This window comes from Cypionkella sp. (assembly GCF_028290025.1).
Taxonomy (GTDB): Bacteria; Pseudomonadota; Alphaproteobacteria; order Rhodobacterales; family Rhodobacteraceae; genus Cypionkella.
The window spans coordinates 40954-66744 of the sequence record NZ_JAQGKQ010000074.1; the positions used below are offsets into that span (position 1 = coordinate 40954).

General features: G+C 59.5%; 21 protein-coding genes and 1 pseudogene. 18 read left to right on the forward strand and 4 right to left on the reverse strand.

The features are described from left to right. Window positions 1–192 precede the first annotated feature (192 nt). The 4 genes from JWS10_RS12100 (at window position 193) to JWS10_RS12115 (ending at window position 4551) form a co-directional block, all read left to right on the forward strand. Window positions 193–990 carry a transporter substrate-binding domain-containing protein gene (locus JWS10_RS12100; RefSeq protein ID WP_299507724.1) on the forward strand — a complete coding sequence of 266 codons (798 nt, stop codon included), beginning with the start codon at window positions 193–195 and terminating at the stop codon, window positions 988–990. A 34-nt stretch (window positions 991–1024) separates the two neighbouring features. Continuing rightward, entirely contained in the window at window positions 1025–1816 is a 792-nt protein-coding gene (locus JWS10_RS12105; RefSeq protein ID WP_299476604.1) for an amino acid ABC transporter permease, read from the forward strand. Between the two features lie 73 nt (window positions 1817–1889). Next, the gene (locus JWS10_RS12110; RefSeq protein ID WP_299507726.1) at window positions 1890–3902 is read left to right on the forward strand and encodes a M3 family metallopeptidase; all 2013 of its coding nucleotides are present in this window, start codon (window positions 1890–1892) and stop codon (window positions 3900–3902) included. Between the two features lie 55 nt (window positions 3903–3957). Then, complete coding sequence (locus JWS10_RS12115; protein ID WP_299507729.1) at window positions 3958–4551, forward strand: MgtC/SapB family protein; 594 nt, start codon at window positions 3958–3960, stop codon at window positions 4549–4551. Window positions 4552–4681: 130 nt separating this feature from the next. Here the strand turns inward: JWS10_RS12115 and JWS10_RS12120 are convergent, their stop codons facing one another. Then, complete coding sequence (locus JWS10_RS12120) at window positions 4682–5659, reverse strand: GlxA family transcriptional regulator (protein WP_299507731.1); 978 nt, start codon at window positions 5657–5659, stop codon at window positions 4682–4684. A 73-nt stretch (window positions 5660–5732) separates the two neighbouring features. Here JWS10_RS12120 and JWS10_RS12125 point away from each other — a divergent pair, with 73 nt between their 5' ends. The 8 genes and pseudogenes from JWS10_RS12125 to JWS10_RS12160 all read left to right on the forward strand — a co-directional run bounded on the left by JWS10_RS12125 (window position 5733) and on the right by JWS10_RS12160 (window position 13913). Beyond that, window positions 5733–6650 (forward strand): 3-keto-5-aminohexanoate cleavage protein, encoded by a 918-nt coding sequence (locus JWS10_RS12125; RefSeq protein ID WP_299507733.1) that lies wholly within the window; start codon window positions 5733–5735, stop codon window positions 6648–6650. A 1-nt stretch (window position 6651) separates the two neighbouring features. Then, on the forward strand, window positions 6652–7104 hold the full coding sequence (locus JWS10_RS12130) for a hypothetical protein (RefSeq protein ID WP_299507735.1): 453 nt from the start codon (window positions 6652–6654) through the stop codon (window positions 7102–7104). A 29-nt stretch (window positions 7105–7133) separates the two neighbouring features. Next, window positions 7134–8600, forward strand: a complete 1467-nt coding sequence (locus JWS10_RS12135; protein ID WP_299507737.1) for a carnitine 3-dehydrogenase — start codon at window positions 7134–7136, stop codon at window positions 8598–8600. Next, a complete protein-coding gene (locus JWS10_RS12140; protein WP_299507739.1) occupies window positions 8597–9349 on the forward strand; it encodes an SDR family oxidoreductase in 753 nt (250 codons plus the stop codon). The genes JWS10_RS12135 and JWS10_RS12140 overlap by 4 nt, the downstream gene beginning before the upstream one ends. Before the next feature lie 9 nt (window positions 9350–9358). Beyond that, window positions 9359–10522, forward strand: a complete 1164-nt coding sequence (locus JWS10_RS12145) for an acyl-CoA dehydrogenase family protein (protein ID WP_299507742.1) — start codon at window positions 9359–9361, stop codon at window positions 10520–10522. Window position 10523: 1 nt separating this feature from the next. After that, a pseudogene (locus tag JWS10_RS12150) lies at window positions 10524–10846 on the forward strand (SelT/SelW/SelH family protein). 282 nt (window positions 10847–11128) lie between these two features. Next, a complete protein-coding gene (locus JWS10_RS12155) occupies window positions 11129–13117 on the forward strand; it encodes an acetate--CoA ligase family protein (RefSeq protein WP_299507744.1) in 1989 nt (662 codons plus the stop codon). A gap of 1 nt (window position 13118) precedes the next feature. Continuing rightward, window positions 13119–13913, forward strand: a complete 795-nt coding sequence (locus tag JWS10_RS12160; RefSeq protein ID WP_299507747.1) for a carnitinyl-CoA dehydratase — start codon at window positions 13119–13121, stop codon at window positions 13911–13913. A 48-nt stretch (window positions 13914–13961) separates the two neighbouring features. On the opposite strand, the gene JWS10_RS12165 is transcribed toward JWS10_RS12160, so the two are convergent. Both JWS10_RS12165 and sugE read right to left on the reverse strand, forming a co-directional pair. Then, a complete protein-coding gene (locus JWS10_RS12165; protein WP_299507750.1) occupies window positions 13962–14384 on the reverse strand; it encodes a YciI family protein in 423 nt (140 codons plus the stop codon). A gap of 60 nt (window positions 14385–14444) precedes the next feature. Beyond that, window positions 14445–14765 carry a quaternary ammonium compound efflux SMR transporter SugE gene (gene sugE / locus JWS10_RS12170; protein WP_299507753.1) on the reverse strand — a complete coding sequence of 107 codons (321 nt, stop codon included), beginning with the start codon at window positions 14763–14765 and terminating at the stop codon, window positions 14445–14447. A 214-nt stretch (window positions 14766–14979) separates the two neighbouring features. On the opposite strand from sugE, the gene JWS10_RS12175 reads away from it, so the two are divergent. Beyond that, complete coding sequence (locus JWS10_RS12175; RefSeq protein WP_299507756.1) at window positions 14980–16593, forward strand: GMC family oxidoreductase N-terminal domain-containing protein; 1614 nt, start codon at window positions 14980–14982, stop codon at window positions 16591–16593. A gap of 270 nt (window positions 16594–16863) precedes the next feature. On the opposite strand, the gene betC is transcribed toward JWS10_RS12175, so the two are convergent. After that, entirely contained in the window at window positions 16864–18372 is a 1509-nt protein-coding gene (gene betC, locus JWS10_RS12180) for a choline-sulfatase (RefSeq protein ID WP_299507759.1), read from the reverse strand. A 186-nt stretch (window positions 18373–18558) separates the two neighbouring features. Here betC and JWS10_RS12185 point away from each other — a divergent pair, with 186 nt between their 5' ends. The 5 genes from JWS10_RS12185 (at window position 18559) to JWS10_RS12205 (ending at window position 25723) form a co-directional block, all read left to right on the forward strand. Beyond that, window positions 18559–20601: a CocE/NonD family hydrolase gene (locus JWS10_RS12185; RefSeq protein WP_299507762.1), complete on the forward strand. Its 2043-nt coding sequence runs from the start codon at window positions 18559–18561 to the stop codon at window positions 20599–20601. A 111-nt stretch (window positions 20602–20712) separates the two neighbouring features. Beyond that, complete coding sequence (locus tag JWS10_RS12190; RefSeq protein ID WP_299507765.1) at window positions 20713–22302, forward strand: ABC transporter substrate-binding protein; 1590 nt, start codon at window positions 20713–20715, stop codon at window positions 22300–22302. Between the two features lie 4 nt (window positions 22303–22306). Further along, window positions 22307–23263, forward strand: a complete 957-nt coding sequence (locus JWS10_RS12195) for an ABC transporter permease (RefSeq protein ID WP_299477799.1) — start codon at window positions 22307–22309, stop codon at window positions 23261–23263. Beyond that, window positions 23260–24078, forward strand: coding sequence for an ABC transporter permease (locus tag JWS10_RS12200; protein ID WP_299477796.1), 819 nt, complete (start codon window positions 23260–23262; stop codon window positions 24076–24078). The genes JWS10_RS12195 and JWS10_RS12200 overlap by 4 nt, the downstream gene beginning before the upstream one ends. Beyond that, window positions 24071–25723, forward strand: coding sequence for an ABC transporter ATP-binding protein (locus tag JWS10_RS12205; protein WP_299507768.1), 1653 nt, complete (start codon window positions 24071–24073; stop codon window positions 25721–25723). The genes JWS10_RS12200 and JWS10_RS12205 overlap by 8 nt, the downstream gene beginning before the upstream one ends. Window positions 25724–25791: the final 68 nt, after the last annotated feature.

A 25791-nucleotide genomic window follows, 5' to 3' on the forward strand; every position in this document is an offset into this window, starting at 1 on the left:
GCTTAATTGGCAGATCGCCCCATTTTGCTTCGAAATGGATTTCGATTGTCGATTTGGCCCGTGTCGATTTGGCCCGAAAGTGGGTCGCTATCGAGGCGAATCGCTGTCTATTGGCGCGATACGGCCCTCTTGCCCCCGTGCCCCAATCGCGGCCATACTCCCGAACATCACGCTGTGACAGGGAGTTCACATATGAAAATTGCTGCCGCTCTTACCGGCCTCGCGCTGAGTTTGTCGTTTGGCTTGAGCATTTCCAGCGCTTTCGCGGGCGATTTGCCTGATTTGGCTGGCAAACAGATCACCATTGTGACCGAGAACGCCTACCCACCGTTGCAGTTCATAGACAAATCGGGCGCCGCGGTTGGTTGGGAATATGATGCGGTGGCGGAACTGGCGAAACGGCTGAATTTCACGGTGAAATATGAAAATATCTCGTGGGATGCGATGATTCCGGCGGTGTCGGAGGGCCAGTTTGATATGGGGATGACTGGCATCACCATTAAGGACGATCGCAAAGAGAAAGTTGATTTCTCAGAGCCTTATATGCGGTCTGAAAGCATGATGTTGGTGCGTGGAGATGAGGCGCGGTTCACCGATGCGGCATCTTTCGCGGCAAACCCTGATCTGCTGGTGGGTGCGCAGGCTGGCACGACGCCGTTTTACACCGCAGTGTATTCGGTGCTGGATGGCAATGAAGCCAACCCACGCATCAAGCTGTTTGAGACGTTTGGCGCCAGTGTTGAGGCGCTAAAGGCGGGCGATGTGGACACGGTTCTGACCGATATGACGGCGGGAAAGGGCTATGTTGATGCCTCCAACGGTGGACTGAAAATGGTGGGTCAGCCGCTCGGATCAGAGGATTTTGGGTTTATCTTCCCGAAAGGCTCAGAATGGGAAGCGCCGATCAATGCGGGAATTGCGGCGCTAAAGGCCGATGGCACGTTTGATGCGCTGAACAAGAAATGGTTCTTGGACTACAAGACAGAGTGAAGCCAGCGACCTCGGCTACGTCGGGCCAATGGGCATGAAGGCATTGAAAGATCCGGATTTTCCGTGGTGGCTGGTGGCGCTGGCTGGCATAGGCTCGGTGTTGTTTTATCAGGTTTGGGCGAGCGAAGTCTACTCCTCAGCGATGCGATTACTGGCGAAGGGAATTTGGCTGACGGTGTTTGTGACGGTGATTGCCTATGCGATGGCCTGCGCGTTGGGGTTGCTGCTGGCCTTGGCGGGGCTGTCGCGGTTTCGGGTGGTTCGGCAGTTGGCGCGGTTTTACGTTGAGGTGGTGCGCGGTGTGCCGATCATGGTGCTTTTGCTCTATGTCGCCTTCGTCGCGGCACCGGGGGCGATATACGGCTGGAACTGGCTGACGGCACATCTGGGGTTGGAGCCAGTCAAAACACGGGATTTTCCGCTGCTGTGGCGGGCGATCATCGCGCTGACTTTGGCCTATTCGGCATTTCTGGCCGAGGTGTTTCGGGCTGGTCTGCAAGCGGTCGACAAGGGCCAGATTGAGGCTGCGCAGGCTTTGGGATTGTCGGGCTGGCAGCGGTTTCGGCACGTGGTGTTTCCGCAGGCGTTTCGGATGATTTTGCCGCCATTGGGCAATGATTTCGTGGCAATGGTTAAGGACAGCTCGTTGGTGTCGGTGCTGGGGGTGGCGGATATTACGCAGCTCGGCAAGGTCACGGCGGCGGGGAATTTTCGCTATTTTGAGACCTATAATCTGGTGGCGCTGTTGTATCTGACGATGACGGTGGGGTTATCGCTGGTGTTGCGGCGGATTGAGGCGCGGCTGAAGGCCAAGGACGCGCGGTAACGGCTGTGCAGTTTGGGCTGGGCTGGACCTTCGCTTGGGCGGTAGCTAGCTTTGCGGCAAAAGGAGACTTGCGATGAATGTTTTGTTGAATGCGTGGGACGGGGAATTTGGGCTGCCACCTTTCGCGCACATCCGCGACGAGGATTTTGCGCCAGCGTTTGAAGCGGCTTTGGTCGAGGCGCGGGCAAATATTACGGCGATCACTGACACTGACGAGGTGACATTTGCCAACACTATCGAGGCGATGGAGTTGGCGGAGGGCGCTTTAGACCGTGTTGGCGGGGTGTTTTATAACCTCACGGGGGCGGATTCGACAGATGCGCGCGAGGCGTTGCAGATGGAGCTTGCGCCGAAGATGTCGGCCTTTGCCTCGGAAGTGACCAACAATACCGCGCTGTTTGGCCGGGTGGAAGATTTGTGGCAACGGCGCGATGGGCTGGGGCTATCGGCGGAACAGTTGCGGGTTTTGACGCTGTATCGGCAGATGTTTGTACGCTCGGGGGCGCTGCTCGAAGGCGCGGAGGCAGCGCGGTTGACGGCGGTGAAGTCGCGGCTCGCGGTGTTGGGTACGCAATTTAGCCAGAATTTGTTGGCGGATGAGCGGTCTTGGTTCATGGAATTGTCGGAAGCTGATCTGGAAGGTCTGCCGGATTTCGTCGTGGCTTCGGCGCGGGCGGCTGGGATTGAGAAGGGCGCGGCTGGGCCGGTGGTGACGCTATCGCGGTCACTGATTGTGCCGTTTTTGCAGTTTTCACCGCGCAGGGCTTTGCGGCAAAAGGCATATGAGGCGTGGGGTTTACGCGGGGCGAATGGTGGGCCAACCGACAATCGCGGCGTCGCTGCCGAGATTTTGGCGTTGCGGGCAGAGCGGGCGAAATTGCTCGGTTATGCCAGCTTTGCCGATTACAAGCTGGAGCCAGAGATGGCGAAAAACCCGGCTGCGGTGCGGGATTTGCTGATGCGGGTGTGGGCTCCTGCGAAGGCAAAGGCGTTGGAGGACGCGGCGGTTCTAGAGGCGCGTTTGAATGCGGATGGCATCGCGGGGCCATTGGAGCCTTGGGATTGGCGCTACTATTCTGAAAAGCGGCGGGCGGCGGAGCATGATCTGGATGAGGCGGTGTTGAAGCCTTATCTGGGATTGGAAGCCGTTCTGAACGCCTGCTTTGATTGTGCCAATCGGCTGTTTGGGCTGGAGTTCCGCAAAGTGGACATTCCGCTTTATCACGCCGATGCAAGGGCTTGGGAGGTGACGCGCGGTGGTGAGCATATCGCGGTGTTCATTGGGGATTACTTTGCGCGCGGGTCAAAACGCTCGGGTGCTTGGTGTTCGGCGATGCGTAGCCAGCGCAAACTCGGCGGCGATCAGCGGCCCATCGTGGTGAATATCTGCAATTTTGCCAAAGGCGATCCGGCGCTGCTGTCTTATGACGATGCGCGGACTTTGTTCCACGAATTTGGCCACGCGCTGCACCAGATGCTATCGAATGTGACCTATGGTTTCATCAGCGGCACGTCGGTGGCGCGCGATTTTGTCGAACTGCCGAGCCAGCTTTACGAGCATTGGATGGAAGTGCCGGAGGTGCTGGAAAAGCACGCGCGGCATTGGCAGACGGGCGAGGCGATGCCTGCCGATCTGATCAAGCGACTGCTGGATGCCAGCACCTATGATCAGGGGTTTTCGACGGTGGAGTTTATCTCGTCGGCGATGGTCGATCTGGCGTTTCACGAAGGGCCGCCGCCCGCCGATCCGATGCAAAAGCAGGCGGAAGTGTTGGAGGCTTTGGGGATGCCGCGCGCGATCAGGATGCGGCACGCGACGCCGCATTTCGCGCATGTGTTCTCGGGCGACGGCTATTCGAGCGGCTATTACAGCTACATGTGGTCGGAGGTGATGGACGCGGATGCGTTTGCGGCGTTTGAGGAAACTGGCGATGCGTTTGATCCGGCGACGGCGGCGCGGCTGGAGAAGTTCATCCTCTCGGCTGGTGGGTCGGAGGAACCGGACGTGCTTTACACCAAATTTCGGGGCCGGATGCCAGGGGTGGAGCCGTTGCTAAAGGGGCGCGGCTTGCTCGAGGAGGCTTAAGGAACCGAAGCCAGACGAAGGGGTTTGATTGTTTGGACTGCCAGCAGGCGGCCCAGTGATCAATCTTCCTAAAACACGGGATAGCGGCGCGATGTTAAGCGGTTTTGATCTGACGTTTGATGCGCAAGAGACCCTGTCCCATCTGATAAAGCTGGTTCTGGCGTACATATTGGCGCTGCCGATTGGTTGGAACCGTGAGCGCGAAGAGCGCAGCGCGGGGCTTCGCACCTTCCCGTTGGTGGCGATGGCTGCATGCGGATTTGTTATCATTGCGGTCGGTGTGCTGGGGGTGGATAGCCCTGAGCAGGGCAAGGTAATGGAAGGTTTGATCACCGGCGTCGGGTTTATCGGCGGGGGTGCGATCTTGAAGCAGGGCACTCAGGCACGCGGCACCGCGACGGCGGCGAGCCTGTGGGCAACCGGGGCTTTGGGCGTCGCGGTGGGCTACGGTAAGATAGATATTGCGGTGATTTTAAGCTTGGTGACCTATGTGGCGCTGCTGATTTTGACGCCGTTGAAGGATGCGGCGCGAAGCAAAACTGCGGGTGAGCGGGACGATGGCGATATTGAAAACGCCATAGATGGTGAAATCGAAAACGCCATAGATCGAGAGACGAATCTCGCAACAGCCAAGCATCACGACGAATGATGCAGTGCGCTATCAGCGCGGTTGACAGAGCGCGGTTTTGTTGGCGCGCAAACAGGTGATCGAAGCCATTTAGCTTGGCTCGAGTTGTTTCGAGGCGGCGCTGGAACTGTGGTTTACCTTTGCTTGCGCCTTATTGACGTATTGCGCGCGGGGATATGCCGAATTCGCGGCGAAAAGCGCGGGCCAGAGTGCTGGGGCTGGAAAATCCGCAGCGCAGGGCGACTTCGGCTAGGGGGTGGCGGGTGTCGGTAATCATCCGGCGGGCAGCGGCGAGGCGAAGGCCCAAGGCGTAGGTGGCGGGGGGCTGGCCTAGGTTTTGCTTGAATATCTGCTCAAGCCGGCGCGGCGACAGGCCGATGGCGCTCGCGAGTTGCGCCGTGGTTTCGGGGACATCCAGCGTCGTCTCCATCCGTGCGATGGCCGCGCTTACGCGGGGGTCGAGATGCGGGTCGGCTTGGGTGCGGATCATCTGCGGCTCTGAGCCATCGCGGGCGGTCGTGATGAAAGAGGCTGCGACTTGCAACGCCAAAGCCGGGCCATGGCGGGCGCGGATCAGGTGCAGCATCAGATCGCAGGCGGGGGCGGCACCGCCAGCGGTAAAGCGGTTGCGGTCGATCACGAAGCGGTCGGGGGCGACGTCGATTTGCGGATGGGTGGCGGCGAAATCCTCGTGATCCTCCCAATGCACCGTGGCTTTGTAGCCGTTTAGCAGGCCCGCGCGGGCGAGCGCCCAAGCGCCTGCATCAATGCCTCCGATTGCTGCGAAGCGGGGCGCGATCCGAGACAGATCGCGGATCAGCGGTTGGGTGGCGGAGTGGGATTGTTGGAAACCTGCGATGACGATGAGGGCGTCTGCGCCTTCGGCGGCGGTCAGCGGGCCATTTGAGGGGAGTTCGATGCCACAGGTCAGCGGCACCGGGCCGCCATCGGGAGTGACGACGCGCCAGCGGTAGGCGTCGTGGCCGAGGTGGCGGTTGGCGGAGCGCAAAGGGTCTAGCGTTGATGCGACTTCGAGGATTGAGGATTGCGGCAGCACCAATAGGGCGAGGGTCAGCGGCTCGGTCGAGGCGGTGAAAATAGATCTGTCGATTATTGCGGGTTTTGCCATGTTTGTTGCGTAAATCGTCAAGCGCGCGGTTGCAAGCCCGCTATGGTAGCCGCAACCGAATAGGAGAATTCCCATGCCCTTGGCCATGAACCGCGAAGTTTTCATCACCTGTGCTGTCACTGGATCGGGCGGCACGCAGGACCGCAGCCCGCATGTGCCGCGCTCGCCTGAGCAGATCGCGAAATCGGCGATTGATGCGGCGAAGGCTGGGGCTGCGGTGGTGCATTGCCATGTGCGCGACCCGGAAACTGGCAAACCGAGCCGCGATTTGGCGCTTTATCGCGAATTGACCGAGCGGGTGCGCGATAGCGGCACCGATGTGGTGCTGAACCTGACGGCGGGGATGGGCGGCGATTTGCTGTTTGATGGCACCGAAAAGATGGGCGAGATGGCGGGCCATTCCGACATGGCAGGGGCTACGGCGCGGGTGGCGCATGTGGTTGAATGTCGGCCCGAGATTTGCACGCTCGACTGCGGCACGATGAACTTCAATGAGGCCGATTATGTGATGGTTAATACTCCCGGCATGCTGCGGGATATGGCCAAGCGGATGACGGCGGCGGGCGTGCGGATTGAGATTGAGGCGTTTGACACCGGGCATTTGTGGCTGGCGAAAGAACTGGCGCGCGAGGGCGTGATCCCGGCGCCGACCTTGGTGCAGCTGTGCATGGGCGTGCCGTGGGGCGCGCCGGACGATCTGAACACCTTCCTTGCGATGGTCAACAATGTCCCCGCCGATTGGCATTGGAGCGCCTTCGCGATTGGCCGCAACCAGATGCCCTATGTCGCAGCCTCGGTCTTGGCGGGCGGCAATGTGCGGGTCGGGTTGGAGGATAACCTTTGGCTGGATAAAGGCGTTCTGGCCACCAACGCGCAACTGGTAGAGCGGGCAGTGACGATCATCAGCAATTTGGGCGCGCGGGTGATTACGCCTGCTGAGGTGCGGGCGAAACTGAAGCTGGAGAAGCGCGCGCCGTTGGCTAGGATCTGAAGTGAAGCGCCTCAGCCTCATTGCGATGATGGTAATGCTAGCTTCGTGTCAGGAGTCCGGCGCACCATCAATGCAAGGCGATCTGGCAGTGGGCAAGCTAGGGGTGCCACAGCAAAGCGAAGCATTGGATGCCAAGCCAAAGCAGGCGCTTCCAGAGGATTGTATTGCATATCAGCCAGGTAAAAATGGTAAACCTGACGTCTGCACTTGGATGGCGAAGCGACTAACATCGCAAGAGAAGCGTAAGTGCGAAGCATCAGGCGGACGGGTGCTATCCGGTATACTCGACCCTTCAGAGTATTGTGCGATTCCTGCCGATGACACCGGGAAATCGTGCAACAAATCAACCGACTGTGAGATCGGTTGCGACGCCTCAGAGCACAAGTGCAGAGCCTATTCTAACTTAGGCATGACTTTGGACGAATTTGGCACTGTTATTGAAACCGAAGAATGACCCACGCCTACAAATTAAGGACTGAAGACATGACAAAAAAAGCAGCGATCATTGGTGGTGGGGTTATTGGCGGCGGGTGGGCGGCTCGGTTTCTGCTCAACGGCTGGAATGTTTCGGTGTTCGATCCCGACCCGGAGGCAGAGCGCAAGATCAGCGAAGTGATGGCGAATGCCCGGGCGTCGCTGCCTGCGCTTAGTGATATTCCGATGCCTGCCGAGGGAGTGCTTTCCTTCGCGCAGACCATCACCGAAGCCGTAGAAGGCGCGCATTACATTCAGGAATCCGTCTCAGAGCGGCTGGATTTGAAGCATCGGGTGTTTGCACAGATCCAACAATCGGCAGAATTGGGCACTCCGATTGGGTCTTCGACCAGCGGGTTCAAGCCAAGCGAGTTGCAGGAAAATGCCGCCAATCCGGGGACTATTTTTGTAGCCCACCCGTTCAACCCGGTTTACCTGCTCCCGCTGGCCGAAGTGGTGCCGTCGCCAAAATCCGACCCGGCGGTGATCGAGAATGCCAAGCTGATCCTGAAAGAGATCGGCATGTTCCCCCTGCATATCAAAAAGGAAATCGACGCCCATATCGCCGACCGTTTCCTAGAAGCGGTGTGGCGCGAGGCGTTGTGGCTGGTGAAGGATGGCGTGGCGACAACCGAGGAAATCGACGAATCGATCCGCATGGGCTTTGGTCTGCGCTGGGGCCAGATGGGTTTGTTTGAAACGTATCGCGTCGCGGGCGGCGAGGCGGGCATGAAGCATTTCATGGCGCAGTTCGGGCCGTATCTGACCGCCCCTTGGACCAAGTTGACCGACGTGCCAGAGTTCAACGACGAGTTAGTTGACCTGATCGCGGGCCAGTCGGATGCGCAATCGGGCGCGCACTCAATCCGCGAGTTGGAGCGTATTCGCGACAGCAACCTGATCGGTTTCCTGCGCGCGTTGAAAGAACGCAACTGGGGCGCGGGCAAGGTTTTGCGCGAACATGATGCGGCGCGCGCGGTGGCGTTCCATGCGGAAATCGACAGCGCGCCGAAGGATGCGCCGCTGGTGATGGCGCAGATGCAGGTGTTGCCGGGGTGGATCGACTACAACGGCCATATGACCGAAAGCCGCTATTATTTCGCCAATTCCGAGACGATTGACGCCTTCCTGCGGCTGATCGGGGCGGGGATGGACTATGTGGCGGCGGGTAACTCGTTCTACTCGGCGGAAACCCATATCCGGCATCTCGGCGAGGCCAAGCTGGGCGATAAGTTAACGGGCACGTTGCAGATCATCAGCGCCGATGAAAAGCGGTTCCGTAGTTTCGTGCGGATCATGAAGGGTGATGAATGCGTTGCGACGATTGAGCAGTTGTGCCTGCATGTGAATATGGCTTCGGGCAAATCGGCTCCGGCGTCGCCTGAGGTTTGGGCGAAGTTGAAGTCGATTGCGGATGCGCAAGCCGGGTTGCCAATGCCGGAAGGCGCGGGCCGGGCTGTGGGGCAGAAGAAGTGAAAACCGTTCTGATCACCGCAGGCGCGAATGGCATTGGTCTGGTAATGGCGAAAGCCTTTTCCGGGGCGGGCTATCGCGTTTGGGTGACGGATGTGGATGCAGCGATGGTTGCCGCACTGCCGCCCGGTATTCGCGGCTCGGTCTGTGATGCCAGCCTTGAGCCGGGGATGCAGGCGCTGTTTGAGCAGATCGCGGCGGAGTGGGGCGGGCTCGATGTGCTCTGCGCCAATGCCGGGATCAAAGGGCCGACAGCGGCGATTGAGGATATGGATTTAGCGGCGTGGCATCAATGTCTCGCCGTTAATCTCGACGGCGCGATGCTGGCCGCCAAACATGCGGCGCGGTTGATGAAACCGGCGGGCAAGGGCGTGATGATCTTCATGTCCTCGACTGCTGGCCTCTATGCCAACCCGTTCCGCGCGCCTTATGTGGCGGCAAAATGGGGCATCATCGGTTTGATGAAAACCGTCGCATTGGAACTTGGGCCGCACGGCATCCGCGCCAATGCGATCTGCCCCGGTTCGGTGAATGGCCCGCGTATTGATCTGGTGATTGAGGCCGAAGCCGCAGCCAAGGGGATGACGCCCGACGCGGTGCGGCAGGGCTATGCCTCTGGCACCGCGCTGAAACGGTTGACCGACCCCGAAGATGTGGCGGCGATGGCGCTATACCTCGCCTCTGACGGCGCGCGCATGGTTTCGGGCCAGGCGCTGGCTGTCGATGGCATGACCTACAACGTTGATCCGTAAGGAAATAAGATGAATTTCGGCCTGTCTGAAGAACAACAGATGATCATCGACACCACCCGCGTTTTTGTGGAGAACGAGTTGTTCCCGCATGAGGCGGAGGTGGAGCGCACGGGTGTGCTGCGGCATGATCTGATGAAGGAAATCTCAAAAAAGGCTGTGGATGCCGGGCTTTATGCGGCCAATATGCCCGAGGATGTCGGTGGCGCCGGCCTTGATACCCTGACGTGGCTTTTGTATGAGAAAGAGCTCGGCAAGGCGAACTATGCGCTGCACTGGAATTGTGTGGCACGGCCCTCCAACATCCTTTTGGCCTGCACGACCGAGCAGCGCGAGAAATATCTGTTCCCCTGTATCCGCGCCGAAAAGCACGACTGTCAGGCGATGACGGAGCCGGGGTCAGGGTCGGATTTGCGCTCAATGAAGGCGTTTGCGCGGGCTGATGGCGGCGATTATGTGCTGAACGGCACCAAGCATTTCATCAGCCACGCCGATGTGGCCGATTTCGCGATCGTCTGGGTGGCGACGGGCGAGGAAGACACGCCGCGCGGCAAGAAAAAGCTGATCACGGCGTTTCTGGTCGATAAAGGCACGCCGGGTTTCACGGTGCGCGAAGGCTATCGCAACGTCAGCCACCGTGGCTATAACAACATGATTCTGGAGTTTGATGACTGCCGTTTGCCAGTAAGCCAAATCCTTGGTGAGGTTCATAAGGGCTTTGAAGTGGCGGGCAAATGGCTCGGTGCGACCCGGCTGCAAGTGGCCTCGACCTGTCTGGGCCGCGCCGAGCGCGCCTTGGGTCACGCGATTTCCTACGCGGCAGAGCGCAAGCAATTCGGCCAGCAGATTGGCAAGTTCCAAGGGGTTTCGTTCAAGCTGGCCGACATGGCGATGGAGCTGAAAGCGGCGGAATTGCTGACACGCGAGGCGGCTTGGAAGTATGATCAGGGTTCCGTGACCGAAGCCGATATGTCGATGGCGAAGCTGAAAGCCACCGAAGTTTTGGCGATGATTGCCGATGAAGCGATCCAGATTCACGGCGGCATGGGGCTGATGGACGAGTTGCCGCTGGAGCGTATCTGGCGCGATGCGCGGGTCGAGCGTATCTGGGAAGGCACCTCGGAAATCCAACGCCACATCATCAGCCGCGAGTTGCTGCGTCCGCATGGAGCGTGAGATGAGCGATATCAAAGGTGCCGATGCCACTAAACCTGCGATCACGCTGAGCTATTGCACGCAATGCAACTGGCTGCTGCGCACGGCTTGGATGGCGCAAGAATTGCTGTCGAGCTTTGGGCAAGACCTCGGTTCGGTCACGCTGATCCCGGCGACGGGCGGGCTGTTTCAGATCACGCTGGACGGAAAAGTGATCTGGGATCGCAAGGAGATGGGCGGCTTTCCCGATGTGAAAGTGCTGAAGCAATGGTGCGGGATCGGGTGTGGCCGGGGCGTGATCTGGGCCATATTGATCGCAAAGACCCGAGCCCCGACGCTGACTGATCGTTTGACCTGGGGGGTTTCACGTTTGAAAATCACCTCGGCTCCAGGCCAATGTGGCCTGACTTCCGCAAGATATTTTAAAATGGATGAAAGTAACGCGATGTTAATCTCTTTGCGCCAGACTCACTTCACCGAACAGGCGGGGACGCCGATGGCGGTAGTAGGTGAAACCCCTCTGTCCATTGTGGCAGGGGGGCGCTGCTCTTGCCATTCATCTACTCATAAATATCCCGGGGTCCGGGGCAGCGCCCCGGCGGTTGATGCCGCGTGCGGAGGTTGGGCATGAAGAACCTCGACCGTTTGCTGCGGCCCAAATCCATTGCCGTTCTGGGCGCAGGTTGGGCGCTGAATGTCATCGAACAATGCCGCAAGATGGGGTTTGCAGGCGATATCTGGCCTGTACATCCGACCAAGGCAGAGATTGGCGGGCTGAAGGCTTATGCCTCGCTTGCCGATCTGCCCGAAGCGCCGGATGCTACCTTTATCGGGGTGAACCGGTTTGCCACGATTGACGTGGTGGCGGAGCTTGCCGCGATGGGGGCGGGCGGCGCGATTTGCTTTGCCTCGGGTTGGACAGAAGCGGGTGAGCCCGAGTTGCAGGCGAAGTTGATCGCGGCTGCCGGTGACATGCCGATTCTTGGGCCGAACTGCTACGGCGTGATCAATTACCTCGACGGCGCGCTTTTGTGGCCCGATCAACACGGCGGCATCCCGGTGACGAAGGGCGTGGCTTTGGTCAGCCAATCCTCAAATATCGTGATCAATCTCGGGATGCAAAAGCGTGCGCTTCCAGTGGCTTATGTCGCTTGTTTGGGCAACGCGGCGGTGGTGGGATTGGCGGATTTGGCCGGCGCGCTGCTCGATGATCCGCGCGTGACGGCGTTGGGGATGTATATTGAGGGCATCGACGATGCGGTGGCGTTTGCTGCGCTCGCGGAACGTGCGCGGGCGATGGGCAAGGGTGTGGTTTGTATCAAGTCGGGTAAGACGGAGCTGAGCCGGACCGCGGCGGCGTCGCATACCGCCTCGCTCGCGGGTGGCGGTGCGGCGTCTTCGGCGTTTTTGAAGCAGATTGGGGTGGCCGAGGTGAACACACCTTCGGAACTGATCGAGACGCTGAAGATTTTCCATGTCCACGGGCCGCAGATTGGCACGCGGATTTGCAGCCTGTCTTGCTCGGGCGGTGAGGCGGGGTTGGTGGCCGATCTGGCCGCTCCTTATGGCATTGATTTTCCGCCGGTGCCGCAGGCTACGCATGATCGGCTGTTTAATGTGCTCGGGTCGATTCCGACCATCTCTAACCCATTGGATTATCACACCTTTATCTGGGGTGACGGGCCGAAAACCACGGAAGTTTTCACCGCGATGCTCGAGGCTTACGACGCGGGCCTCTATATAATCGACCCGCCGCGCGATGATCGGTGTGATCCGGCGGGCTATAAGCCTGCGTTGGATGCGATTGTCGCGGCGCAACGTAGCAGCGGCAAGATCGCGCTGCCTGTCGCCTCAATGCCGGAAAATTTCAATGAGCGCCAAGCCATTGAACTGATGGATCAGGGCGTTGTGGTGCTGATGGGGTTGGAAACGGCACTGGCTGCGGTGAGGGCGGCGCAGGTTGCTTCGGGCATTGCGGGCTGGCGGCCTGCGGTGGCGCTGGCTCCGCGCGATAGTCGGGTGTTGTCGGAGGCTGAGGGCAAGGAATTACTGGCGAAAGCCGGTGTTGCGGTGCCGCGCGCGGTGAGCGGCACGTTCGCCGAGGTTGTGGCGGGGGCGGCGGGTTTGACCGCTCCGTTCGCGCTGAAGGGCTTGGGCTTTGCGCATAAGACCGAGGCTGGGGCGGTGCGGTTGGGGCTTGCCAGCCTTGACGGGCAAGCCGGAATGCCGGGCGCGACTGGCTATCTGGTCGAGGAAATGGTGACGGGCGCGGTGGGGGAAATCCTGCTGGGTCTGCGGCGTGATCCGATTTATGGCGTCAGTCTGACGCTGGGAATGGGCGGCGTGACGGCGGAAGTTCTCGCCGATACCGTGACGCTGATTTTGCCTGTGACGGCTCCGCAAATCTTGGATGCGATGCGGGGGCTGCGGTTGTGGCCGTTGCTGGACGGCTATCGCGGGCGTATTAAGGCTGACATGCAGGCGGTGGCCGAGATTGCGGTGCGGTTGGGCGATCTGATGTTGGCGGATGTAAGCCTTGAGGAAATTGAGATTAACCCGATCCTCGTGCGGCCTGTTGGGGCTGTCGCTGTGGATGCTTTGGTAAGGATTGCTTGAAATGGAAATGCGCACCGAAGGCCCGATCAAAACCCGGCGTGAGGGGGCTATTCTGGAGGTCACGCTCGACAGCCCGAAGGCCAATGCGATCAGTCTGAAGACCAGCCGTGTGATGGGCTTGGTGTTTCGGGATTTCCGCGATGATGACAGCTTGCGGGTTTGTATTCTGCGGGCGAATGGCGAGAAATTCTTTTGCCCCGGCTGGGACTTGAAGGCGGCGGCGGACGGCGATGCGGTGGATGGCGATTACGGCGTCGGCGGCTTTGGCGGTTTGCAGGAATTGCCGAACCTCAACAAACCGGTGATCGCGGCGGTGAATGGGATTTGCTGCGGCGGCGGGCTAGAGTTGGCTTTGAGTGCCGATCTGATCCTGTGTTCGGCCAACGCGACCTTCGCTTTGCCGGAAATCCGCTCGGGCACTGTGGCTGATGCGGCGTCGATCAAGCTGCCGAAGCGCATTCCTTACCATGTCGCGATGGACCTGCTGCTGACGGGCCGTTGGTTTGACGCCGAAGAAGCGCACCGTTGGGGAATCGTGAAGGAAATCACCACCCCAGAGGATTTGCTGCCGAAGGCTTGGGATCTGGCGCGGCTGTTGGAAAGCGGCCCGCCGCTGGTCTATGCGGCGATCAAGGAAGTGGTGCGCGAGGCGGAGAATATGCGCTTCCAAGACGCGCTTAACCGGGTGTCTAAGCGGCTGCTGCCGACGGTGGACAAGCTTTATTCATCTGAGGATCAGCTCGAGGGAGCCAAGGCTTTCGCTGAAAAGCGCGAGCCGGTTTGGAAGGGCAAATAAGGCCAACGTCGCTTGGCGTTGAAGTCTTGCCCGACCTCAAAGTCTTGCTCACTTATCCTCAATGATACGCCGCACCCGATCTTCCAATTCGGCAAGGTCGGGTGTGAAGGCTTCGCCGAAATCGCTGGCCTCGTAAAACGGCCGGATTTCGATTTCTGATGGGCCGGGCATTGGATTGGGGCAGCGTTTTACCCATTCGACCGCCTCGGCCATATCGGCGACCTCCCAAATCCAGAAGCCTGCGATGAGTTCTGTGGTGGCGGCGAACGGGCCGTCGATCACCTTGCGACCGGGGCCGTCGAAGGCAACGCGCTTGCCGTTGACCGATGGCTTCAACCCGTCGCCGCTGCGCAAGATGCCGGCCTCGGCGAGTTGTTCGTTGAGCGCCCCCATCTCGGCCATATCCGCCGTGGTTGGTAAGGTTCCCGCCTCACTGTCGGCTGTTGCCTTCACGATCACCATGACCCGCATGTCACACCTCTTGGCTGATTGCTCAAAACAGATAGCGCAGGTCGGGCGGCGCGGAAGCCGTCACTCAGGGCTGGCGAATTTCATCAGCAAAAGCCCGCTTACAATCAGCGCGGCGGCGATCAGGCGGAGTGGGGAGGCGGCCTCACCCAAAACCACGATGCCGAGGATGAACGCGCCAACAGCGCCAATGCCGGTCCAGATCGTGTAGGCGGTGCCCAATGGCAGGCTGCGCATCGCGAGTGCCAATAGTGCAAAGCTGGCGGCCATCGCGACAAGGGTGACGATGCTGGGCAGCAAAATCGTGAAACCGTCGGATTTCTTCATGGAATACGCCCAAATCACTTCGAGCAGTCCGGCGATTAGCAGATATATCCAAGCCATTTGGCCCTCTTGCAACTGGTGGGGCCGTCCCGAAGCGGTGCAGATGCCGCAGGCCGTCCTGCGCTTGGTTAATATGGCGCGGTATAGTCTGCGGTGCAAGACCCCGGTGATCGGGTGAATGCGACATATTTTGTCGCGTCTTCGCAAGGTGCCGTGTCGTTGCAGCGTTACAAACGCAAGGCTCGGTCGCCGCCGAGCAGCGAAAGGGCTGGATATGTTTGACACCGATTACATCATTGTAGGCTCTGGCTCGGCAGGGTCGGTGTTGGCGGATCGGCTGTCGGCGTCGGGCAAGCACAAGGTCGTGGTGCTGGAAGCGGGTGGCACCGATCGACGATTTTATGTCCAGTTGCCACTGGGTTACGGCAAGTTGTTCTACGATCCGGCGGTGAACTGGATGTATCAGACCGAGCCTGATCCGGGGTTGAACGGGCAGCGGGATCATTGGCCTCGGGGGAAGTTGCTGGGTGGGTCGTCCAGCATCAACGCGATGGTCTATATTCGCGGTCATAAGGACGATTACGCTGAATGGGGCGCGGATAATCCGGGTTGGGGTTGGGACGAATGTTTGGCCGCTTATAAAGCGATGGAAGATACCGAGGCGGGTGGTGACGCGTGGCGCGGCAAGGGTGGGCCGTTGTTCATCTCGGAAAACCGCAAGGGGCTGCATTGGCTGGTTGAAGATTACATCAAAGCCTGCGGGCAGGGTGGCCTGCCCTATAACCGCGATTTTAATGGGGCCGAGCAGGAGGGCGCTGGCACTTACCAGATGACGATCAAGAATGCGCGGCGCAACTCAGCGGCGCGGGCGTTTTTGCGGCCTGCGATGAAGCGCTCTAACTTGCAGGTGATCACCGGGTGCCAAGTGACACGGGTGCTGTTTGAGGGCAAGCGCGCGGTGGGGGTCGAGTATCTGCGGGACGGCGTGCGGTGTGAGATGCGCTGCAATGCTGAGGTGATTTTGGCGGGCGGGGCGATCAATTCGCCGCAGTTGTTGCAACTGTCGGGCGTGGGTCCGGGGGCGTTGCTGTCGGGGCTGAACATCCCGGTATTGCTCGATAATCCGAATGTCGGCGATCATCTGAGCGATCATCAGGGTATCAACTACACATGGCGAATGAAGGTTGCGACCTATAACGATTTGCTCCGCCCATGGTGGGGGAAATTGTTCGCCGGGGCGCAGTATTTTCTGACCGGGGGTGGCCCGCTGGCGAAGTCGATCAACCATGCGGGAGGGTTTTTCAAGACCAGCACGGGGTTGGATCGCCCAAATATGCAGCTGTATTTGCAGGCGTTTTCAACGCTGTTGCCGAAGGCGGGCGAGCGGCCTTTGCTGACGCCTGATCCGTTTCCGGGTATGTCGATTGGGCTATCAAACTGCCGACCGACTTCGCGCGGGCATATCCATATCAACTCAACCGATGCTTTGGCGCATCCGGTGATCACTGCCAATGCATTTTCGACCGAGCATGACGTGGCTGAGATGCTGGCGGCGGTGAAATACTTGCGTTATATCGCGGCGCAACCGGCACTGGCGAGCCTGATCGCAGAGGAGTTGCGGCCGGGGCCAGCGGTGCAGTCGGACGAAGATTTGATCGCCGATTTTCGCCAACGATCCGGCACGGTGTATCACCCCAGTTGCACGGCGCGGATGGGGCGTGATGCGGCAACTTCGGTGGTCGATGCGGGGTGCCGCGTGCATGGCTTGCAAGGTTTGCGGGTGATTGATGCGAGCGCCTTTCCGAACCTGATCGCGGGCAATACCAACGCCCCGTCGATGCTGATGGGCTGGAAAGGTGCCGAGCGGGTGCTGGCCGACGCGCGCTGAATTAGGCCGGGGGTGCCGCCTCGAGTGGCATCGAGCCACCACTCGGCGGCGCTGCCGGGTTTGAGCATTGGGGTGCTGGCGCGTGGTGTGGTGTTAAACGCTCCGCGGGGGATATTTAGACCAATGCGAAAGCCATGCCAGCTTGTATTTCACATTGGCTTAAATATTCCCGCCGGAGGCTTCGACACCGCAACCAGCTCCCGGTTGCACATCTCGTGCAAAACACTCCGCTGCCGGCGAATTTCGGTCTATCTTGAAATTCGCCCGGGCTTATTCGCCGCGAGGGAAGCGTTTGTTGTCTTCGAGCACGTTTAAATCCATGTGGTTGCGCATGTAACGCTCGGAGGCGGCGCGTAGGGGTTGGTGATCCCATGGGTAGTAGGCACCGTTGCGCAAAGCCTCATACACCACCCAGCGGCGGGCTTGGCTTTGGCGGACTTCGGCGTCGTAGGCCGGAATGTCCCAGCGTTCTTGCGCCATGGTTTGGAAGTGGGCGAGGACTTCGGCTGCGCGGGGATCGGCTGCGAGGTTTTTGGCCTCTTCAGGGTCGGAGGCGAGGTCGTAGAGTTGGTCGGGGTCGGCGGGGCAGTGGATGTATTTCCATGCTCCCAGACGTAGCGCAACCATGGGCGTGATGCTGCCTTCGGCGGCGTATTCCATCGCGACGGGGCTGGTGCGCGGGGTGCCTTTGGCGAGCGGGAGCAGGCTTTCGCCATCGGTCCACGGCATGACTTCGTCCATCGAGATGCCCGCCAGATCGCAGAGCGTTGGCGTCAGGTCGATGGTGGAAACTGCGGTGTCGATGCGTTTGGGCTCCAAACCGGGGGCGGAGATCATCAGGGGGACGCGGGATGCACCCTCAAAGAAGTTCATCTTGAACCAGAGGCCCTTTCGCCCAAGCATTTCGCCGTGGTCGGAGACGAAGATCACGATGGCTTCTTGGCGGGTGGCCTCTAGCGCCTCAAATATCTCGCCGATTTTGGCATCGACGTAGGAAATATTGGCGAAATAGCCTTGGCGGGCGCGGCGGATATGGTCTGGGGTGACTTCGAGGCCACGCCAGTCGCAGGCGTCCATCAGGCGTTGCGAGTGGGGGTCCATGTCTTCGTAGGCGCGGGGTTCTGGCGGCTCCAACTCGGGTGCGCCGTCATACAAATCCCAATATTTCTTGCGGGCGACGAAGGGGTCGTGCGGGTGGGTGAAGCTGGCGGTCAGGCACCACGGGCGGGGATCAAGGCCGCGCGACAGGTCGTAGATTTTCTGCACCGCTTGGTGGCAGACGTCATCATCGTATTCGAGTTGGTTGGTGATCTCGGCGACGCCTGCGCCTGTGACGGAGCCGAGGTTGTGATACCACCAGTCGATACGTTCGCCGGGCTTGCGGTAGTCGGGAGTCCAGCCGAAATCGGCGGGGTAGATGTCGGTGGTTAGGCGTTCTTCAAAACCGTGCATCTGGTCGGGGCCGACGAAGTGCATTTTGCCGGACAGGCAGGTGTAATAGCCAGCACGGCGCAGGTGATGCGCGTAGGTGGGAATGTCAGAAGCGAATTCGGCGGCGTTGTCGTAGACCCGGGTGCGGCGGGGCAAAGCCCCCGACATGAAGGCGGCGCGGGCGGGGGCGCATAAGGGCGAGGCGGTGTAGGCATTGGCGAAGCGCACCGAATGATCTGCGAGGCGCTTCAGGTTAGGCGCGTGCAGGAAGGCTGCGGGGCCGTCGTCGAACAAGGTTCCGGTCAGCTGATCCACCATGACAATCAGGATATTAGGGCGAGATGTCATTGTGGTTCCTTTGCGGAAATGGGGCTTGCGGTCAAAGTGGTGCCGCGCTTAGGTTTGCGTTGCAAGAGGCCATTTCGCGGGAATGCGACGCTGGGTCGCAAACGGAGGGCAAAGCGCCGTTTGAGGGACTGATTTCAGCGGCTTCGCATCGCCTGATAGCATTGAATTCAGCCCGAAGGCCCACCCATGAAAATAGTCACCGAATTTCCCTTCCGGGTCACCGAGGAGCCGGATCTGGGCATCGTACTATCCGATGGCTGCCGCTTGTCGGCGCGGGTGTGGCGGCCGGAGGGTGCGGGCCCGGTGCCTGCGGTTTTGGAATACATCCCCTACCGCAAGCGCGACGGCACTTTGCCGCGCGATGAGATGATGCACGCCTATGTCGCCGGGCATGGCTATGCCTGCGTGCGGGTCGATATGCGCGGCAATGGCGATTCCGAAGGGCTCATGACGGATGAATACACCGCTCAGGAACTCAGCGATGCTTGTGAGGTGATTGAGTGGTTGGCGGCGCAGGATTGGTGCTCGGGCTCGGTGGGGATGATGGGCAAAAGCTGGGGCGGGTTCAACTGCTTGCAGACGGCGTTTTTGCAGCCTCCGGCGTTGAAGGCGGTGATGTCGGCGTATTCGACGACCGATCGGTTTGCCGATGATATTCACTACAAGGGCGGCTGTTTGCTGGGGGAGAACTTTGGCTGGGGGGCCGTGATGCTGTCTTACTCCAGCAGGCCTTCCGACCCGGTATTGCGGCCTGATTGGCGGGCCGAATGGTTGAAGCGGCTGGAGGCCGAGCCGTGGCTCGCTCCGCGCTGGGCTGAGATGCAGCAGAAGAACGACTACTGGAAGCATGGCTCGGTGTCGGAGGATTATTCCCGCATGACGGTGCCGGTGCTGTCTTGGGGCGGCTGGGCCGACAATTATATGAACACCGTGGCGCATCTGGTCGAGAATGTGCCTGCGCCCGTAAAGGGCATTGTTGGGCCTTGGGTGCATCAATATCCACATACGGCTGTGCCCGGTCCGGCTGTTGGGTTCTTGCAGGTGGCGTTGCGCTGGTGGGATCGCTGGTTGAAGGGCATCGAGAACGGTGCGGAGCATGATCCGGCGTATCGGGCTTATATGATCCATTCCGAGCCGCCGAATGCGAGTGCCAAGCATCGGGCGGGGCATTGGGTGGCGGAGGCGGCTTGGCCTTCGCCGAGAGTATCGCGGCAGGTGTTGGCGCTTGGTGTTGACGCTGAGGGGCTTTCTGCCCCCCAGACCCCCCGAGGATATTTGAGCAGAGAGGATGACCAGAAAGAGTCGTCTGGCGTCTTTTCGATTGCGGTGAACACTCGGCAGCAGCTTGGTATGCATACGGGCGAATTCTTCCCGATGGGGCTGAATGCTGAGATGCCGGGGGATCAGGCCAGCGATGATGCGTTGTCGGTTTGCTTTGATGGCGCGGTTCTGGAGCAGCCGTTGGATTTGCTTGGGGCTGCGAAACTTAGCCTAACACTGTCCAGCGATCAGCCTTTGGCGTTTGTGGTGGCGCGGTTGTGCGACGTGGGGCCGGATGGATCGTCGGTGCGGATTGCGCATGGCATGTTGAACTTGTGCCATCGCGAAAGCATGGAAAGCCCTGCGCCGATGCCGATAGGGCAGGCGGTGGAGGTGGCTTTCAACATCGACCAGATGGCTTACCGCTTGGCGGCTGGGCACCATCTGCGTGTGGCGCTTTCGACGACATATTGGCCGTTCCTGTGGCCCTCGCCGCTACCTGCGACCTTGACCGTGACGGCGGGCAGCCTTGATCTGCCGGTGCATCAGGGCAGCGAGAATGAGTGGGATGCGCCGGAGCCAGAAGTGGCGAAGCCTTGGGCGCACCGGGTGCTGCGGGCGGGGAAGTCCACGCGCAAGATCGAAACCGACTTGATTTTGGGCACCACTGCCTTGGTAATCAGCGACGATCTCGGCGATGTGGAAAACCTGTCGCACGGGCTTTGCACGGGTGAGAGCATGACAGAGTTGTGGGAAATCCACCCGGATAATCCTCTGGCGGCCCGCGCCGTTCACACGTGGGAGCAGCGCCAATCACGCGGCGATTGGTCTGTCAAAACAAATGCTTGGGCGGAAATGACCGCGACCGCCACCCATCTGCGGATGCAGGCGACCCTGACCGCATACGAGGGTGACAAGATCGTATTTGAACGCCACTATGACGAGGAAGTGCCACGCAGATTTGTCTAACGCCTCTGCGGCAAGAATCGTTGCATGCTGAGAAATTCACGGTTTACTGATTGGGTAATCAACAAAAAACGGCCGCGACAAAAATCAGGCGGTCTGACCAGGGAGACTAAAATGTCGAATGAACTGAACCACCTGCTTGCGCGTGCAAGCAAAGGTCTGATGAGCCGCCGCGATTTTGTCGGTCGTGCGGGCGCATTGGGCGTTTCGGCTGCGATGGCCTCGACACTGCTGGCGACTGCGGCGCGGGCGGAAGAACCTGTAAAGGGCGGGCTGCTGCGTGCAGGTATGCAGGGCGGCGAGTCAACCAACACGCTTGATCCAGCACTGGCGGCATCCCCGGTGCCGTTCATGGTGTCGATGACTTATGGCGACACGCTGGTTGATGTCAGCCCAACCAATGAGATCAGCTATCGTTTGGCCGAGGAAATCTCATCTTCGGCTGATGCAAAAGAGTGGAAATTCAAAATCCGTCAGGGCGTTGAATTCCACAATGGCAAGACGATGACCGCCGAGGATGTGGTCGCCACCCTGAAGCGCCACACCGACGAAAAGTCGCAGTCGGGCGCTTTGGGCATCGTTAAAGGCATCACCGACATGAAAGCCGAAGGCGACATGGTGACGCTGACGCTCGATGGTCCGAACGCCGACTTGCCGTTCCTGATGGCGGATTACCACCTGATCATTCAGCCCGGTGGTGGTGTCGAGAATCCCGCGGAAGGCGTTAGCACTGGCGCTTACAAGGTCACCAGCTTTGAGCCAGGCGTGCGCATCGCGTTTGAAAAGAATGCGAATGATTGGGATAGCACCCGTGGTCACGCCGATCAGGTTGAGATCATCGTGATCAACGACAACACCGCGCGCACCGCCGCGTTGCAGTCTGGTCAGATCAACATGATGAACCGGGTTGATCCGAAGATCGTCGGCCTTTTGAAAGGCGCTCCGGGATTTGAAGTGAAGTCGGCGGCAGGTCGTGGGCATTACGTTTTTATCATGCATTGCGACGCTGCGCCGTTTGACAACAAAGACCTGCGCATGGCGCTGAAACTCGCAATCAATCGCGATGAAATGGTGCAGAAAATCCTTGGTGGCTTTGGTGCGGTCGGCAACGACTTCCCGATCAACTCGGCTTATCCGCTGTTTGACGAGAGCATTCCGCAGCGCCCGTTTGATCCGATTGCCGCGGCTGAGGCTTACAAAAAATCTGGCCATGATGGCTCGCCTATCGTGCTGCAAGTGGCGGAAGGCGCATTCCCCGGTGCTGTGGAAGCGGCTCAGTTGTTCCAACAATCGGCCAATGCCGCGGGGATTCCGCTGGAAATCAAACGCGAGCCCGATGATGGCTATTGGACCAACGTTTGGAACGTCTCACCGTTCTGCGCTTCGTATTGGGGCGGCCGTCCGGTGCAGGACCAGATGTATTCCACCGCTTACGTCTCGACTGCGGAGTGGAACGACACGCGCTTTAAAAACGCGCGCTTTGACGAACTTTTGCTGGCCGCTCGTGGCGAGCTTGATCAGGTCAAGCGCAAGGCGCAGTATTCCGAAATGGCCAATCTGGTGCGGGATGATGGCGGCGTGATCTTGCCGATGTTCAACAACTTCGTCGAGATCGTGGCGGACAATGTGGGCGGCTGGATCACCGACGCCAACCAAGAGTTGATGAACGGCAAGGCGTTGCAGAAGTGCTGGCTGAAAGCCTGAGCCGATGCATCCGGTCATAAAACTTGTGGTCCAGCGCCTCGCGCTGGGCTTGTTGCTGATGTTAGCCGTCTCGGCGCTGATCTTTTTCGGGGTTGAGGCGCTGCCCGGCGATGCCGCGCAAGCCATGCTGGGGCAGTCTGCTACGCCCGAAGCTTTGGCCAACCTGCGTGAGAAAATGGGGCTGAACGAGCCGATGCTGTGGCGTTATGGCCATTGGCTGTTTGGGTTTATGACCGGAGATATGGGCGTGGCGCTGACCAATGGCGAAAGTATCGCCAAAGCGGTCGGCGGCAGGCTTGGCAACACGCTGTTCCTTGCGTTTTGGGCGGCGTTGATTTCGGTGCCGCTGGCGATCACGCTGGGTCTGGTTGCCGCGCGTTACAACGGGCGGTGGCCGGATCGGCTTATTTCGGGCATTACTTTGGCGACGATCAGCTTGCCTGAGTTTGTGGCAGGCTATCTGGTGCTGTATATTTTGGCGGTGAAACTGCACTGGTTCCCCGCTATGTCGATGGTTTTCCCCGGTATGGGGGTGTTTGAACGTCTAAGCGCGATCATTCTGCCTGTCATCGTGCTGGTGATGGTGGTGCTGGCGCATATGATGCGGATGACCCGCGCGGCCATCCTGAACGTCATGCAATCGGCCTATATCGAAACTGCCGAGCTTAAGGGTCTGTCGCCCTTGACGGTGATCTGGCGTCACGCTTTTCCGAATGCGATTGCGCCGGTGGTTAACGTGGTGATGCTGAACCTCGCCTATCTGGTGGTCGGTGTGGTCGTGGTCGAAGTGGTGTTCGTTTATCCCGGCATGGGCCAATATCTGGTTGACCATGTGACCAAACGTGACCTGCCAGTGGTACAAGCCTGCGGGATGATTTTTGCTGCCGTTTACATCGGGCTGAACATCTTCGCGGATGTGGTGTCCATTTTGGCAAACCCAAGATTGAGGCATCCGAAATGAGGCGTATTCCAATTTCCGCCCTGATCGGTCTGATCTTGACCGGGGGATTTTTCTTTGTAGCGATATTCGCGCAACTGATCGCACCCTACCGCATGGATGAACTTGTCGGCGGCGTGTGGGATCCGATCTCCGCTACGCATTGGCTTGGCACCGATTCCATTGGCCGCGATTTGCTAACCCGGATGATCTATGGCGCGCAGGTGACGATCTTCGTGGCAACCTGTGCGACGATCCTGTCCTTCGTCACCGGATCAGTGCTTGGCTTCATTGCGGCAACGGCGGGCGGTTGGGTCGATCAGGCATTGTCGCGGTTGGTCGATCTTGTGATGGCGATTCCGACGCTGATCTTGTCGCTGGTGATCCTGACCGCGCTGGATGTGACGATGATAAACCTGATCCTCGTGATGGGGTTCCTCGATTCCACCCGGGTGTTCCGGCTTAGCCGCGCCGTTGCGGTTGATATCACAGTGATGGATTATGTTGAGGCCGCTCGGTTGCGCGGTGAAAAGCAGGGCTGGATCATCTTCTCGGAAGTCTTGCCGAACGCTTTGTCGCCGTTGGTTGCCGAACTCGGGCTGCGCTTCATTTTCGCGGTGCTGTTCATTTCTACCCTGTCGTTCCTCGGCCTTGGCGTGCAACCGCCGCTGGCGGATTGGGGCGGCTTGGTGAAGGAAAACTCGGCCGGTCTGGTTTACGGCATCCCGGCCGCTTTGGCGCCAGCGATTGCGATTGCGGCACTGGCGATCTCGGTGAACTTGGTTGCGGATTGGGTGCTGTCGCGCACCACCAGCCTGAAAGGCGGTCGCGGTGCTTGATAGTGCAAAACCAAAGCCAGCGTTGCTGGAAATCAAAAACCTGCGGATTGAGGCGACGTCTTATCCACCGGGAGAGCCGCCGCGCAAAGTCGTCCTGGTCGATGACGTTTCGGTCTCGGTCGAGCAGGGCAAAGTGCTGGGGCTGATCGGCGAATCCGGGGCGGGCAAATCCACCATCGGGCTGTCGGCCATGTCGTTCGGACGTGGCGGGGTGCAGCTTTCGGGCGGTCAAGTGATGCTGAACGGCCGCGATATTCGCACCGCTGGCCCAAGCGATCTGCGCGCCCTGCGTGGTCGTGAAGTCACCTATGTGGCGCAATCTGCCGCCGCTGCTTTTAATCCGGCGAAACGGCTGATGGAGCAGGTGATCGAAACGAGCCTGCATCACAAGCTGATGAGCCGCGCCGAGGCTGAGGCGCGTGCGGTTGAGCTGTTTCGCAAACTTGGCCTCCCGAACCCGGAAACCTTCGGCACCCGCTATCCGCACCAAGTCTCCGGCGGCCAGTTGCAACGCGCAATGACCGCGATGGCTTTATGTCCGAAGCCCGATCTGGTGATCTTCGACGAACCCACAACCGCGCTGGATGTGACCACCCAGATTGATGTGCTGGTGGCAATCAAGGCCGCCATCCGCGACACTGGCGTGGCAGCCTTGTATATCACCCACGATCTGGCTGTTGTTGCGCAAGTTGCCGATCATATTCTCGTGCTGCGCGGTGGCAAGAAGGTCGAATACGGCACGACTGATCAGATCATCAACACACCGCAACAGGCTTATACGCAGGCGTTGGTTTCGGTGCGCTCGATTGATCATATCGAGAAGGCCGATGCCGCCCCGGTGCTGTCGGTCGCCAACATTACGGCGCGCTACAAAGGCACGACGTTCGATGTGCTGAAGAACGTCACGGTCGACCTGCCTGCCGGTCAAACTTTGGCCGTGGTTGGTGAAAGCGGCTCGGGTAAATCGACGCTGGCACGGGTGATCACCGGGCTTTTGCCCGCCGCCCAAGGCCGAATCACTTTTGCGGGCCGCACTTTGTCGCCTGATCTTGCCAGCCGCAGCAAAGATGATCTGCGCGAGTTGCAGATGATCTATCAGATGGCCGACACCGCGATGAACCCGCGCCAAACCGTTGGCACCATCATCGGTCGCCCGTTGGAGTTTTACTTCGGCCTGAAGGGTGCCGCCAAACGCGCTCGCATCCAAGAATTGCTGGATGAAATCGAAATGGGCGCGGGCTTTATTGACCGTTACCCGGCGGAGTTGTCGGGCGGTCAAAAGCAGCGCGTTTGCATTGCGCGGGCGCTCGCTGCCAAACCCAAGCTGATCATCTGCGATGAGGTAACTTCGGCGCTCGATCCGCTGGTGGCTGACGGCATCCTGAAACTGCTGCTGTCCTTGCAAGCGCGTGAGGGTGTGGCCTATCTGTTCATCACCCACGACCTTGCCACCGTCAAAGCCATCGCCGATAAAATCGCGGTGATGTATCGCGGTCAAGTCGTGCGTTATGGCAGCAAAACCGACGTGCTGACGCCGCCGTTTGATGATTATACCGATCTTCTGCTGTCATCGGTGCCAGAGATGAAACTCGGCTGGCTGGAAGAAGTATTGGCATCGCGCAAGATGGAAAGCGGCGGCAACTAACCGCTTGATATGGAAAAATAAACCCGCCGCAGGCTTCCTACCTGCGGCGGGTTTTTGTTGACGTTGGA

Coding starts and splice junctions, on each gene's coding strand:
- JWS10_RS12100 (WP_299507724.1), top strand. CDS start 193: ATGAAAATTGCTGCCGCTCTTACCGGCCTCGCGCTGAGTTTGTCGTTT.
- JWS10_RS12105 (WP_299476604.1), top strand. CDS start 1,025: ATGAAGGCATTGAAAGATCCGGATTTTCCGTGGTGGCTGGTGGCGCTG.
- JWS10_RS12110 (WP_299507726.1), top strand. CDS start 1,890: ATGAATGTTTTGTTGAATGCGTGGGACGGGGAATTTGGGCTGCCACCT.
- JWS10_RS12120 (WP_299507731.1), bottom strand. CDS start 5,659: ATGGCAAAACCCGCAATAATCGACAGATCTATTTTCACCGCCTCGACC.
- JWS10_RS12125 (WP_299507733.1), top strand. CDS start 5,733: ATGCCCTTGGCCATGAACCGCGAAGTTTTCATCACCTGTGCTGTCACT.
- JWS10_RS12135 (WP_299507737.1), top strand. CDS start 7,134: ATGACAAAAAAAGCAGCGATCATTGGTGGTGGGGTTATTGGCGGCGGG.
- JWS10_RS12145 (WP_299507742.1), top strand. CDS start 9,359: ATGAATTTCGGCCTGTCTGAAGAACAACAGATGATCATCGACACCACC.
- JWS10_RS12155 (WP_299507744.1), top strand. CDS start 11,129: ATGAAGAACCTCGACCGTTTGCTGCGGCCCAAATCCATTGCCGTTCTG.
- JWS10_RS12160 (WP_299507747.1), top strand. CDS start 13,119: ATGGAAATGCGCACCGAAGGCCCGATCAAAACCCGGCGTGAGGGGGCT.
- JWS10_RS12165 (WP_299507750.1), bottom strand. CDS start 14,384: ATGCGGGTCATGGTGATCGTGAAGGCAACAGCCGACAGTGAGGCGGGA.
- sugE (WP_299507753.1), bottom strand. CDS start 14,765: ATGGCTTGGATATATCTGCTAATCGCCGGACTGCTCGAAGTGATTTGG.
- JWS10_RS12175 (WP_299507756.1), top strand. CDS start 14,980: ATGTTTGACACCGATTACATCATTGTAGGCTCTGGCTCGGCAGGGTCG.
- betC (WP_299507759.1), bottom strand. CDS start 18,372: ATGACATCTCGCCCTAATATCCTGATTGTCATGGTGGATCAGCTGACC.
- JWS10_RS12185 (WP_299507762.1), top strand. CDS start 18,559: ATGAAAATAGTCACCGAATTTCCCTTCCGGGTCACCGAGGAGCCGGAT.
- JWS10_RS12190 (WP_299507765.1), top strand. CDS start 20,713: ATGTCGAATGAACTGAACCACCTGCTTGCGCGTGCAAGCAAAGGTCTG.
- JWS10_RS12195 (WP_299477799.1), top strand. CDS start 22,307: ATGCATCCGGTCATAAAACTTGTGGTCCAGCGCCTCGCGCTGGGCTTG.
- JWS10_RS12200 (WP_299477796.1), top strand. CDS start 23,260: ATGAGGCGTATTCCAATTTCCGCCCTGATCGGTCTGATCTTGACCGGG.